Genomic DNA, 13,673 nt, shown 5'->3' with positions numbered 1-13,673 from the left:
ATGATCTCGATACCACCGGCCGTGGCTCCGGCCGTAACAGTCACCGGCTCCGCGGCCCAGGGGTCTGGTTCGTCGGCGCTCTCGCTGCTTCCGTTGTAGAACTCGTCCCAGACAAAATCCACGTCACCGAACCGCGCCACCAGCGTATTGAACGCCCGTTTGTTGGTTCCCGGCGGGCTGTCGTCCATCGGTTGAAGGCCCAGGATGTAGTCTCCGGGGGGAAGGCCCTGAATGCGGAAAGCGCCCTGCTGGTCGGTGAAAACACCGGTCGCCAGCGGTGCGCGGTTGTAGGCGTCGTTGAGATTCCGGTAGCCCTCGCCCTGCGGCGCGCCGAGCACGGCCACGAAATTGCCCCGCACCGGCTTCCCGTCGATCCCGCTCAGCACCCGGCCCTCGATCCCGCCGTACTCAGTGCTGAAACCCACGGCCGGATAGAGCATCGACAGGCTCAGGCGGTCATCGAACGCGAGCGAGAGCATGATATTCTCGCTGCCGTCGGGAGGGTTGGGAATCGCGATCGAGAACATTGTCGGCGTGGCGTTCGATGGACTGAACCAGCGCGACAGATCGCGGATCGGGCTGTGCGCCAGACCGGCGAAATGGCCCAGCTCGTGATTGAACACCCCCTGCACGCTGAGCGCGTTGGGCGTGCCGTCCGTGGCGAAATCCAGATCAGCGCCGGGGCCGCCCGCGTCCCAGCGGATATCGCAGTCGATAATCGTGCCGGCCTCCCAGATTCCCTGGGGGAAGTCCGGGAAATCGATCCGGCCGTCGAGATCGAAATCAAGTCCCTCGGGTCCCACGTAGGTCCGGCGCGCAAGCGCGAACGGCCGGGCGCTGGCGATAGCGTCTCGCTGGATTCCGTGGACATATTCACTGTCGGCGAACGTGATCATATTCACCATGTCGAGCTTGTGGTCGGCGATATCCGTGCGGCTGCCGGCGAACTCGTACTTGATCCGCGCGGTCGGGACCTCGTTCCACCGGTCGAAACTCCAGCGCACGGCGTCGAGCACCTCAGCCGAACTGGTCCCGAACGGGCTTTTGCCATCGATCGAGTCCGGGTTGAACCACCAGACGATCCTGCCATCGGCAACCGGGCCATAGTCCCGGTCCAGGTTCCAGAATATATCCACCGGCCGCTGGAGAATCCTGCTGAACCCGGCCTGGACATTACCGGCGGCAAGTTGGGTGGCGGGCTGCTGCTGCTTGATTTTCCCGCCGGAGTTGCCTTTCAGCTTCCCCGGCATGAACTGCCCGGCCTCGGGTGAGTTCTCACGGCCCAGGATACGTCCGATCATGGTTTTGAAATCCGCCAGGGGCATCACCTCCGGCAAATCCGCCAGATGGCCGTCGGCGGCCAGCACAGGCCCGGCCCGGATCGAGCCGGTGGCCACGTAGCCCGGCCCGTCGCCCTCGCGGTCGACCCCGTAGACTCCGCTGGTGATCCCGTCCAGCTCCCACACTCCGCCGCCGGCCGCCCGCAGGAACACGACCCCCTCCTGCTTGAAACCGAATTCCGGCGCGCCGGGGACCACATAGGCCACCACTCCGACCACGCCGCCGGGCACCCGGACGCTGATTTCACCGGCGGCTTCTCCCTTGAGGTCCTCGATTACGCCGACCCGGTAGTAGGTGTAAATCCGCCCGTGCTCGAACCGGCATTCCCCGGAAATCACTTTCCCATGAACAATCGCCCCGGCGCTTTTTACCTGTCCGGCGAGGTTCAGCCAGCCCCGCGGCTGGTCTGCGTGCAGGGAGACCGCCAGACACAGGGCAGCCGGCAGCAAGGATGTCCTGGTAATAATTCTCATTTGACCAGTACCATTTTGCGTGTCAGCGCGGTCCGGCCCGCCGCCAGCCGGTAGAAATAAATCCCGCTGGCCGCCCGGCGGCCCGTGACATCCGCGCCATCCCACTGAACCCTGTGGACTCCGGCAGGATATAGTCCGGAGACGAGCAGGCGCACCAGCCGGCCGCGCACGTCATAAACCGCCAGGCTGAGTGCGGCCTGCTCCGGGAGAGTGAAAGAGATCGTCGTCGAGGGGTTGAACGGGTTGGGGCTGTTGCGATCCAGAACAACACGGGACGCGGCCGGCAGCGTAAGCTGCGCGTTAAGCTCGGTCCATGCCGCCAGCGCCTGCCCGGCAAGGCCACCGGCTAGAGCTCGCACGCCGCCATCCGGCGAGACAATCACCACCGAACCGTCAGCCAGGGCCAGGGTGGTCCCTGCGGAGCCGCTCTTCTGCTTGCCGCCGGAATCCGGGTCGCGCGCGGGTACGTAGCCGATCCGGTCCATCAGCAGGTGGAAATCGTCCATGTCGCCCGCCACGGCGCCGTCGCCGTCCACATCAGCCGCCCGCAGCTGCCGGATATCGACCGAGCCGGGATCGAGCAGGCCCGAGACGAGCATGAACACCAGGAACGCGTCACGGTAATCCAGCTCCCCGTTGCCGTCGATATCTCCGCGGCGCAGCAGGCGGGTCAGCACCAGAGCGTACTCGCGCGGTTGCCCGCCGAACGGGCTGCCCTCCAGCAAAGAGCGGTCGGTTACCAGCAGCAGGTAGGAACCATTGTATGAGGCCGCTACCGAAGCTTCTCCCGGCGAGGTCAGGTCGCCGGCGATCACGGTCCCGGCGGAGTCCATGATACTCAGCGACGGATTCAGCGCGGGGTCGGCCTCGGGCGGCACCGTGACGAGAGCGCGAAGCGAATCGCCGGCGGCGAGTTCGATCCGGTAGAAATCCAGGTCCAGCCCGCTTGCGATCAGCGCCGGTCCGGACACAGCCTCGTTGTCTCTTTCTCCACTGCCCCAGAACAGCACCGCGGCCTCCGAGGGGTCGTCGTTGGGTTCCAGGGTATCGGCCACGGCTTCCTGCAGCGGAGGCTGGCCGCCGTCGCCCCTGTTGTCCGGATCGTACCGGATCGCATGGAGCCGGATTACCGGGAAAAGCATGAACAGGAGCAGGGCGCAAACCATCCGGGCTGCCGGCTGAAAGCGGAGATAAAAGAATCTGTGGAAACTGTCGTTCACCGTCTCCTACCGTTGTGATCTGCGTTGCCGGGGCGCGTGCAAGGAAAAATCAGTTGATTATACGTAAATTGGACAACGGAGTCAATCAGGCAGGGACACGGTGCAGTGAGGATTTTAGTTTACCGACTTACTACTCTGACAGGGATTCGGAATAAGAAAGGCCGCTGGAAAATCAGAGGGCCGCCGGTGGGGTCCCACCCTGGCCGGTATCGGGCGGGGTCTCGTCCTCGGAGCTGAACAGTGCTTCCCAGAAGCCCAGAAGCCCGCCGGCGGCGGATATCTCGCCGCTCATGTAGCCGTTTTCGCTCAGCAGGCCGGTGAACAGCACGGGGTTGCCGCCGGAGACCACTACCGGGGCAGCCGGGTCATCGGCGAGGTTGAACCGGAGGTCCCCTTCCTTGAAGACTCCGTTGACCAGCGCGAAAGTGTCGCGGACCACGGCGCCGCCGATCCTGATATCGGTGCCCACCAGGATGCTGCCGTCCAGGGTGAACCCCTCGCCCTGGGCGAACACCATCACGATACTCTGACTGCCGATCCCGTCGGTGGAAGTCACCTTTCCGTTCCAGACGCCGGTCAGCCTGTCGCGGGTCAGGTTCGCCCGCCGCTGGGTATCGATAATATTGGAGGCCGCGGTGGTCAGGGTGCCGCCGCCACAACCGGATAACGTGATTGCCATCCCGACAACAGCCGCTCCGGCAATAAATCTGGTCAGAATCGCCAACTCACACCTCCGGCGAAACCGAGGTTGGCGAGAAACACGCTCTTGGTCTGCAGAAGCTGCTGGCCGGAAAAGCGGATGTCGGTGACTTCGGTCTGGGTCAGGAAAACCCTGAGACCGGCATCGAGCGAGAGCGATGAGAACAGGCCCCCGGAGAAACCCCAGCCCAGTACCGGCCCCCACAGGTTCTGGCTGCCGGCAAATCCGGCTGTCGTCGGTTGCAGGGTCAGGAAACCCAGGCCGCCGTAGAGGTAGTTGTCCATTCCGCCCAGCAGCGGCACCCCACCCAGGCCGCCGAACATCCAGCGCGCCCCGACCTGCCAGAACTTGCCGGACACTGTCAGGCTGTCGAGGCCCGACAGCACGACCGGCAATGAACCGGAACCATCCCCCTGCGCCAGCAGCGCCGGGTCTCCGCTGTAACGGGCAATTTCGAAGGAGAGTTTTTCCGACGGCCTGTAGCGCAGTCCCAGACCCATCATCATCGTCACATCCAGTCCCAGATCGGAGGCGAACCCCTGGCTCAGAACGCCCGCCTGGAGGCTGAGACGGTTTTTCAGCGAATCGAACTGGAAAAACGGCCGTTTATCCTGCATTACCACCAGCCTGGCGGCCTCCTCCTGCATCTGCCGGTCGAGAACGGCCAGCATCGCGAGATTGCTGTCCGCCAGGATATTACGCCGTTCCAGATCGGATATCAGCGAACCGAGGTCATCGATCCGGGCCTTGTGCTCGCTGACCGTGACATACATCTGCCGGACCTGCTCCCTGGCGTATTTTGGCTCCTCGTAGATATCCACATCGCCGCGCCAGAGCCAGCCGCTGACCGCGTTGCTCAGCTTCACCAGGTAGTACTCCTCGCTGGCCCCCGCCAACTCGAATATCTCGTTGCGGTAGGCCTTGATCAGGATATCGGCGGCCGAGGATGGAAACGAGCGGATCGCCGTCTCGCCGGCGAGCACGATCACCCGCTGCCCCTCCCAGCGGTTGGCGTCGTCGCGGGTGGTTACGATGTGCTCCATTTCATGGGTGCGCTCGACACCGTAGGAGATCAGCCAGCCGATTTCGTGAGCCTCCTCCGGCCCATAGTCGATCCTGTACCAGTTCTCAAGCACGGTCAGGACTCCAACCACGCTCCCGCGGGGAAGGTATCCGGTTATTTCGCTGATCAGAGTGGAGTCGGCGTAGACAGGCGCCATCCGCACCGTCACTTTCAAGTTGTAGCCGTGCTCGGTCTCGAGTTCATCGGAGGATGGCAGGAGAAACTGCCTGGAGGCCCCGGTACTGTCCGGCTGGGCAGCCGGATCAACTGCGGATTGGGTTGTATCAACCGCCTGAGTGGTGTCGGCGGGCGGCGGTGGAGGAGTCTGCTGCGCCGGCAGGGACGAGAGAACCGACAGTGAAACAGCGGCCAGCAAAAACAGATTCATGATCAATCGTGAATACATTGTAAATCCCTGTAATTTCAGGCTTATGGCCGTCACGGCCACGGATACGGGCGTACACTCAATATATCGGCAATCCCTGTGCCAGACTTTGGCTTTGCTCAGCTCCGGGAATGTCCTGTAAACAGGGAAATTACCGCCCGGAACGGCACAAGCAATATCAGAATCAGGCACAGCAGCCAGCGCACCGGAGCGACAATGTCCTGCCGGCGGGCGGAGTTGAGATATTGACACGCTGTGCAATGCTTGTGCCATACCGACCTGAGTCTTCTCTGCGAGCTGCTTACCGCCCCGTGATGGACCGCTCCCGTGGCCGGGTAATACCAGATTTCCCGGCCCGAGCCGCGTACGCGACGGCAGAACTCAAGGTCCTCGGCATACATGAAATAGCGCTCATCAAAGACTCCGGCCCCAGCCAGCAGTTCCCGGCGCATCAGCATGAAACTGCCGCTGACAGCCTCCACTTCCAGAGCGGCGGAGGGATCGGCGGCGCCGTAGAAATAACCGGCAAAAAAATCACTTTTCGGAAAAATCTTCGCGAGTCCCGACAAGTGGGAGAGAATCTGCCAGGGTGTCGGTTCCCGGCGGCGGCAGGTGTGCTGAAAGCTGCCGTCGGGCCGCTCGATTCGCGGGGTGACCAGCCCCACGCCGGGATTACGGTCGAGGAATTCGAGCAGCGGGTTGAGGACACCGGCGGTGAACTCCACGTCCGGGTTGAGCAGCAGCACGTACGCGGTTTCCGGGCGCAGGGATTTCAGCCCCTGGTTCGCCGCCGCGGCGAATCCGCGGTTGGTATCGTTGACTATCAGCCGGACCCGCTCGCGGCCCTCCACCGCCGCCCACGATCCGTCGGAACTGGCGTTGTCCACCACCACGGCGTAAAGCTCAAGTTCCGGGTGGTGGGCGAACAGGCTGTCGAGGCAGCGGTTGAGCCAGGCGCCGGCGTTCCAGTTGACAATCACCGCCTCGACCGCGCCGCTCGCCCCCGCCTGTGGACCATCGTTACTCAACAGCCGGCCTCCTGGGCGTCCACCGCGCAGATCGCGACCATGCTGACGATATCCTCCACGTCATCACCGCGCTGAAGCACGTGCACGGGCTTGTTCATCCCCATCAGCACCGGCCCGATAGTCTCCGCCCGGCCGATATGATGCAGCACCTTGTAAGTGACATTTCCACTCTGCAAGTCAGGGAAAATCAACACGTTGGGAGCTTCTTTCATCCGGCTGTGCGGAAAGCTCTCGGCCATTTTCCGCATGTCCAGCGCCGTGTCGGCCTGCATCTCGCCCTCGAACATGTATTCGGGGCGCATCTCGCTGGCAATCCGGGTAGCCCTGGCCACTTTGGTAGCCAGCGGATGCTTGTTGCTGCCGAAATTGGAGAAGCTGAGCATCGCCACCCGCGGTTCGAACCCGTAGCGGCTGGCCACATCGGCCGCGCAGACCGCGATATCGGCCAGCTCCTCGGAGGTCGGGATGATATTGACCGTGGTGTCGGCGAAAAAGTAGACCTCGCGCTCGGTGAGCATGATATACAGCCCGCTTACCCGGCTGATCCCATCTTTCATGCGGATAACTTCCAGGGCCGGCCGGATTGTGTCCGGGTAGTGCTGGGTCAGCCCGGCCACGTAACCGTCGGCGTCGCCCAGCTCCACCATCATGGCGCTGAAATAGTTGCGGTTACGGAGCTTGGCATCAGCTTCGAACGGCGTAACGCCGTGGCGCCAGCGGAGTTTCACCAGTTGGTCGAGGTATTTTTTCCGGCGACGGTCGGTGGCGGGATTGACTATTTTCGCACCCCGCAGCGAGAGGTCCATCTTCCTGGCGCGCTGCTTGATCTCCTCCGGGTCGCCGAGCAGGATCGGCACCGCCAGCTTCTCGTCGAGCACGATCTGGGCCGCGCGCAGGATCTTGTCCTGGTCGGCCTCGGGCAGGACAATCCGCTTGGGGTCCTGCTGGGCCATGATCATGATATTCCGCACCAGCTGGCGAGAGCGGTCGAGAGTGGCCTCCAGCTTGCGCACGTACTCGTCCAGGTCCAGCTTGATGCGGGCCACGCCGCTTTTCATCGCCGCGCCCGCAACCGCCGGGGCCACCCGCAGCAGTACGCGGGGGTCGAACGGCTTGGGGATAATATACTCCGGCCCGAACGACATCTGTTCCACGCCGTAGGCCCGGCGCACCTTGTCAGGCACGTCCTCCCGGGCCAGTTCGGCCAGGGCGCGCACCGCCGCCAGTTTCATCTCCTCGTTGATCGCCCGGGCGCGGACATCCAGCGCACCGCGGAAAATGTACGGGAAGCCCAGCACGTTGTTGACCTGGTTGGGAAAATCGCTGCGACCGGTGGCGATCACCGCTCCGGGGCTGGCCCTGCGCGCCTTGTCGTAGGGAATCTCCGGATCCGGGTTGGCCAGGGCGAAAATAATCGGCCTGGCGGCCATCGACCTGACCATCTTCTCGTCCATGACATCCTTGCCCGAAACTCCGATAAACGCATCGGCCCCCTTGAGCGCGTCGGCCAGGCTGCGCTTGTCCGTCTTGACCGCGAACCGCTCCTTGTACCGGTTCATCCCCTGCTTGCGGCCCTTGTAAATCACCCCCCGGCTGTCGGTCATCAGAATTCGTTTACGCGAGGCACCCAGCAGGATCAGCAGTTCGGCGCAGGCAATGCCGGCTGCTCCGGCCCCGCAGACCACGAGTTTAACCTTGGAGAGTTTCTTTTTCACCACTTCCAGCGCGTTCAGCATCGCCGCGCTGGCAATTATAGCCGTGCCGTGCTGGTCGTCGTGAAAAATCGGGATATCGCAGATTTCTTTCAGCTTTTCCTCGATATAGAAACAATCCGGAGCCTTGATATCCTCCAGGTTCACGCCGCCGAAAGTCGGCTCGAGCATCTTGACCAGCCGGACCACCTCATCCGGGTCCTTCGTATCGACTTCGAGGTCGAACACGTCGATATCGGCGAAGCGCTTGAACAGGATACCCTTGCCCTCCATCACGGGTTTCGACGCCGCCGCTCCGATATTGCCCAGGCCCAGGACGGCGCTGCCGGTGGTCACCACCGCAACCAGGTTGCCCCGGCTGGTGTAGAGGAACGAATCGTCGGGCCTTTTCGCGATCTCACGGCACGGCTCGGCAACTCCGGGCGTGTAGGCCAGCGACAGGTCGCGCTGGGTGGAGCAGGGCTTGGTGGAAACCACCTGCACCTTCCCGGGCCTTCCGGCGCTATGGTAGGCGAGTGCATCTTTCTTTTTAATTTTCAATTGGTTAGCCCTCTTATATTAAATGACTTTATGAGCGCCGGAAAGCCGGGATACCATGCGAAAGAGGCGCGGGAAGCTTCCGCTTCCCGCGCCCGGCGAATCCGCCTCAGAGTTCAACAAACTCGTGCTCCGGGTCCTTGACACTCAGCACCGGACAGGGCGCCCTGCGCACCACCCTTTCGGTAGTGGAGCCGATAATCATGTACTCCAGACCAGTCAGCCCGTGGGTGGCGATCACGATCAGGTCGATATTATTAGCCCGGGCGTAATTGATTATTTCCACGAACGGTTTCCCGCTGGCCACTTCGCACTTGAAATCAATGCGCTCGCGAAGGTCGGCGTAGACAAACTCGTCCAGCGCGTCCAGGGCGCGGTCGCGAAGACCCTCGTCGAGATCGAACGGGGTGGACTTGTCGACGATATAGAACGCGGGGTGGATCCGCTGCTCGAAGATATGCAGGACATGAAGCTCAGCACTGTAGCGCTCGGCGAACGACAGCGCGTAGGGCAGCGCCTTCTTTGAGTAGTCGGAGAAATCGGTGGGGAACAGGATTTTCCGGACCCGCTTGAAATCGAAGGTGTGCGGTGAGTGGTGACGGACCGTGAGCACCGGGCAGCCGGCGTGACGCACCACATGCTCGGCCGTACTGCCGAACAGGAGGTGGCTGACCCCACCCCTGCCGTAAGTGCCCATCACGATCAGGTCCATGTCCTGCTCCTCGGCCACCCGGATGATTTCATCGTTGGGAGTAATCCCGCGTACGATCAGCTTGTGCATCACGAGTTCCTTGTCGGCGTGCTCCTCGATCGTGCGCTCGATTATCTCATCGGCATCGGCATGGAACTGGTCGGCGAACTTGTCAGCATACTCCTCCATCTCATCCAGGTGTTTCTCTGCGCTGGCCAGGCCCTCGCCGAACAGGCTGACCACGTGCATGATCGTCAGTTCGGCGTCGTACTGCCCGGCCAGCACGGCGGCGTAACGCAGCGCCTCCTCGGCGAATTCGCCGAAATCGGTGGAATAGAGGATTTTCTTGAGTTTAATCATGGCCCACCCCTCGTTTTATTTTTGGCGGACAGCCTTTCGTCGCCGGCGAAGCCAAGAGCGCTAATCCATTCATTATCAACATATTCCGGGCAACAGCTCACCTCCCGGATGAGACAGAATCCGTTGCCCGCCGGGCAGTTCAAGCCGGGCGGAGTCGCCCAGCGCCCTGATATGCTCGTTGTCGAACCTGGTCTGGATCTCCTCGGCGATCAGCCTGCGCATGTCCTCGCCGCCGCCGTGTCTCAGACCGATCAACTGCTTATCGTCCCCGCTCACTTACGCTCCGTTCCCCAGTCACTGTCCGGCCGCCAGGCTCCGCAGCGGCTGACAAAATCGTACATCGCCCCGCCCTGCTCCTGCACCAGTCCGATATCCTCGCTGAACATCAACCCGCGCTCCACGAGGTTTTCGGAGGCCTTGCGCAGCCTGTCCAGGTAATCTCCCCGGCTCTTGTAGAGCAGATCCAGGCTCTTGCGCGAATCGCCCCGGCTGTTGCGCTCGGCGCGGGTGGCGCTGAACGGCAGCCACGCTCCCGACAGCCTGGACACCGCGGTGGCGGCGGCCCCGGCGTAAGTGGCGGCCGGGAAATTCCAGCCCGTATAGCTCGCCACCGGGACCTCGACATGCGGGGTCTTGATCCCTCCCAGCGCGTTGCCGTCGTCCCCGGCGGCCGGAACCAGCACCGGGTACAGGGGTCCCATTTCGGGCAGGGCCAGTTTCAGCACGCCATCGCGCCAACCCGGCCCCCAGTCGAAGAGGGGGTGAAGGTCGGCCAGGACGGGCGATTCGACATCGGGCACCGAGGGGAACGAATAATCCTCCACGGCCACCAGCTCGCCCTTCTCAACCCGCGGATAGACACTTTCCGGCGGGCGCTCGCTGAACATCACCCAGCGCCCCAGCGCCTCCAGCAGCGGCCCTTCGAGCAGGTAGGTCGGGTTGGGGTTGAACGGCAGACGGAACAGCGGGCTGGGATGGGGCCGGCCGTCCTGCAGCTCGAAATAGCCGTGGGCCGTTCCGGCGAACGTGTAAATCCTCACGTTATCAGGCAGTTCGGCATCGCCGGCGCCGTCAAGCGAGGCATGGGTCAGCCCGGACCCGCTGGACCAGTACTCGCCCGTATGATGGATATAGAATATTTTCGGCTGGATGCTGTCGGGAACCTCTGCCAGCAGGCCGTCGGTCATACCGGTAACCGGATCGGTCTGGAGAAGATCGGTGAACGGGAAGACGAAATCCGGGTAAAATCCCCAGGCCCGCGACGGCTGGGCGTGACGGTAGTTGAAAAACCCCCGACGGCAGCCGGGCACGTTGGAAAACACGCCATCGAATACCCGGCCGCCGGCCGCCGAAAGATTGAATCCCTGATAGCTGAAATCACGCAGGAACCGGCCGCTCTGGCTGGAACCGTAAGCCAGGGTGTATCGTACAGGGCAGACGCCTGAATTGTCCAGCAGCGGATTGAGAGTATCTTCCGAACAGAGGAAAGTTACCAGTTCGCGCACCGCCGGGAAACAAAGTCCCATCACCGGGGAAAACTGCGTAGTGTAACTCAGCGTGTAAAGACGGTTGGGCAGGAACTTATCCGGATAAAGGATATGCACGCTGTCCGGCCGCTCATCGCCCGCGCTGTCCACACTCGCGAACCGCCAGGCCTCCCGGTCGATCACCGTGCCGGGGTCCGCATAGGTTTCGTGGATTCGCAGTACAGCCTCGCCTCCGGAACCGCCTGCGACAGGGTAGGCCCGGTGGCTATCGGCCCCCAGGTAGGCCACCGCCGTGCTGTCGCCGGATTCGATCTCGGCCAGGACGGGACCGGACACAGGTACGCCGTTCCGGACGGCGAGAGGAGCGTAAAGACGCAGGCGGTCCCCGGTGAGGATATCGTCCTGCCAGCCGCTGAAGGCCACTGTCCAGCCCTGTTTCATCAGCCGGCCCAGGCGCTCGTTGGCGCCGGATTCAGTGCCCGCCACCCGGCTCCACGGTGCGGGATCCAGCAGGCGACGGTCGTAGTTCCCTCTGTTGACTACGTGGTAGAGCAGCGCCCCGTTACCGCGCGAGACATTTACAGGCTTGAGCAGCGCGAAATCGGCGCTGTAGCGCACCAGACCGTCCCCGCCGGCCGCCAGCGCGGCATCGACAATGCCGGTATTGAGCGAATCCGCGGGGTCGAGCAAGTAATGCACGCGCCCGGTGAGCACCTCGTAGGCTCCCGCCGCGCCGAACGAGATCCCCTCGCCCAGCAGGATTCGGCGCTCGATCTCTAACGATGTCACGCGGTTGCGGGCTGTGGAATCTGCCGCCTGTTCCCTGCCGCCACAGGCCAGTACCAGGGACAGCATGAACAGCGCAAGTGCGGCTGTCAGCGGAATGTGTTGCCTGCTTGTCCGTTTCAGTGGGACGAGCGGTCGGGAACATGGCATTTGATATTTCTCCGGGAACGATAAATGAGAGCGGGGGTGTCGGGCGGACTACCCGCGCACCCCCTAGTTACTATTTACAGCCCGGCCCTTGTCCAAATCAAGCGATCTGGTCAGCGGGCGTTATTTATTTCGAGAAAAGTCCGTTGAACAGCAGCTTGAAAGTGCCCCAGGTTTGCGCCCGGTTCTGCACGCCGGTTCCGCAGAGGACGATATTGCCCTTGCCCTTGGTAACTTCCACCACCGCGGGCTTGCCCTCGATCAGGTCATCCCCCACAATCCAGCCTGAGAGCAGGATATCGTCCCGGCCGTAGCGGGCCACAACCCTGCGGTCCGGCCCGCCGGGCATGGGCAGGTTGGTTCCCAGCAAGACCACATCGGAAACGAACGCGGCCGTAGTTGCGGGCATGCCGAAGCCCACGGGCTGCTTATTGTCCACCTCGAGTTTGATCAGCGATCCGGGGCAGAAAAATTCCCCGTTCGAGACATCTTTCAAATCCTCGTAGACCGGCACGTCGAACTCTTCGATAACCAGCCTGCAGGCTGCCCGCATGGCGACCAGCGTACCGCCTTCCTCCACAAATTCCTTGAGCGCGTCCACTCCCTCGCGGCCGATTCCCCCGCGGTACTTCGGCGGGATATCATCCCCGGTGCGGCCGTCGATGATGTCGCCGGAGCCCAGGCTGGGCAGGATGATCGCCGCGTAATCCTTGATCAGCTTGCCGCTTTTGACCCGCTCGTTGGTCAGGCGTTCGTAATCGAACTCGAACTCGTCGAGCACGCGCCGTGTCCAGCCCTCGTCGGCGGTGGGCACCCAGCCGCGGTAGACTCCTATTTTCCCGCCCCGGACAGTCCGTTTCGGCACGTCGGGCTGCTCATCCAGCGGGATGAACGTAACCCGGGCCTTGTCCGCCACGTCGGTGAGGACGCCGATCTGGGCTTTGACCATGAAACAGCCGGCCGGGTAGCTCTCCCCGTTCAGCTCGAAGGGCAGCAGCAGGCGCTCGACCCGGGCCTTGCGCCCCAGCAGCAGGTTAACCGCGTGGTAGCTGTTGTTGTTCCGCCCGTCGAGCAGGCTCAACGATTTTTCGGCCGAGGCCGGCAATTCCGGCGCTCCGGGCAGGAGTTCCAGCTTGGCCTCGAACGGTTCGGCGATCTCGTGGACCTCCACGCCCATCATCAGCGACACGGTCCAGGCCGCGTTGTCATAAGGCGGCATCGGGGGGCCGCCGGGCCACTTGCGGAGGTCGGGGTACGGTTTCTGCTCCAGCAGGTCCTTGACAAACCGGCCGTAGGGCTGCCCCACTTTCAGCACCAGTGTTCCGGCGGGCCACTGGCGGGTGTCGGCGGTGGCGAACGGCTCGGTGGCCCGGTGGATCTCGCAGCGGGTCCGTTCGAATATCTTCAGCATCCGCGCCGTGCTGCCCGGATCGTGCTGTCCGGGCGGGACAAGATATGCATATGGCGCGCCGTGCTCCGGCAGATTGATCGTCTCGACGGCCATCCGGTAGAAATTGTTCAGGAACAGCTCGCGGTTGTCGGCCACCACCCGGATCAGCCCCTTGAGCGCCACAAGCTGGTATTCGACAACATCCCGCAGCCGCCACCAGCCGCCGGGCCAGGGATCGGTGAAATTCATTTTAACCCCGTATTCCGGCAAGCCCTTTTCCGTGCCCTCGAGTTCGGCCGGGTCGACATAAGTCGGACTGGCGATCCGCACGCTGGCGTTCTCGGTGAGCAGGG

Annotated in this window: 9 protein-coding genes; all 9 read right to left on the bottom strand. The window is 62.9% G+C overall.

All coding sequences use genetic code 11. The annotated features are described in order from the left end of the window. Positions 1 to 1,814 (bottom strand): hypothetical protein (locus FVQ81_17010; protein MBW7998232.1); only part of this gene is annotated, 1,814 nt, incomplete at its 3' end. Further along, the gene (locus FVQ81_17005; protein ID MBW7998231.1) at positions 1,811 to 2,980 is read right to left on the bottom strand and encodes a T9SS type A sorting domain-containing protein; all 1,170 of its coding nucleotides are present in this window, start codon (positions 2,978 to 2,980) and stop codon (positions 1,811 to 1,813) included. The genes FVQ81_17010 and FVQ81_17005, both read right to left, overlap by 4 nt. A 226-nt stretch (positions 2,981 to 3,206) precedes the next feature. Then, positions 3,207 to 3,758, bottom strand: coding sequence for a hypothetical protein (locus tag FVQ81_17000; GenBank protein ID MBW7998230.1), 552 nt, complete (start codon positions 3,756 to 3,758; stop codon positions 3,207 to 3,209). After that, entirely contained in the window at positions 3,746 to 5,203 is a 1,458-nt protein-coding gene (locus FVQ81_16995) for a hypothetical protein (GenBank protein ID MBW7998229.1), read from the bottom strand. Before FVQ81_16995 ends, FVQ81_17000 begins: the two co-directional genes overlap by 13 nt. 98 nt (positions 5,204 to 5,301) lie before the next feature. Beyond that, positions 5,302 to 6,240, bottom strand: a complete 939-nt coding sequence (locus FVQ81_16990; GenBank protein ID MBW7998228.1) for a glycosyltransferase family 2 protein — start codon at positions 6,238 to 6,240, stop codon at positions 5,302 to 5,304. Further along, positions 6,207 to 8,462, bottom strand: a complete 2,256-nt coding sequence (locus tag FVQ81_16985; GenBank protein ID MBW7998227.1) for an NADP-dependent malic enzyme — start codon at positions 8,460 to 8,462, stop codon at positions 6,207 to 6,209. Before FVQ81_16985 ends, FVQ81_16990 begins: the two co-directional genes overlap by 34 nt. A gap of 106 nt (positions 8,463 to 8,568) precedes the next feature. Then, positions 8,569 to 9,510 (bottom strand): universal stress protein, encoded by a 942-nt coding sequence (locus FVQ81_16980; GenBank protein MBW7998226.1) that lies wholly within the window; start codon positions 9,508 to 9,510, stop codon positions 8,569 to 8,571. 75 nt (positions 9,511 to 9,585) lie between these two features. Continuing rightward, positions 9,586 to 9,786, bottom strand: a complete 201-nt coding sequence (locus tag FVQ81_16975) for a hypothetical protein (GenBank protein ID MBW7998225.1) — start codon at positions 9,784 to 9,786, stop codon at positions 9,586 to 9,588. After that, entirely contained in the window at positions 9,783 to 11,933 is a 2,151-nt protein-coding gene (locus tag FVQ81_16970) for a hypothetical protein (protein MBW7998224.1), read from the bottom strand. Before FVQ81_16970 ends, FVQ81_16975 begins: the two co-directional genes overlap by 4 nt. Positions 11,934 to 13,673: the final 1,740 nt, after the last annotated feature.

This window comes from Candidatus Glassbacteria bacterium (assembly GCA_019456185.1).
Taxonomy (GTDB): Bacteria; Gemmatimonadota; Glassbacteria; order GWA2-58-10; family GWA2-58-10; genus JAJRTS01.
Note: the sequence above shows the minus strand (reverse complement) of the source record. Positions and strands in the feature narration are given on the sequence as shown.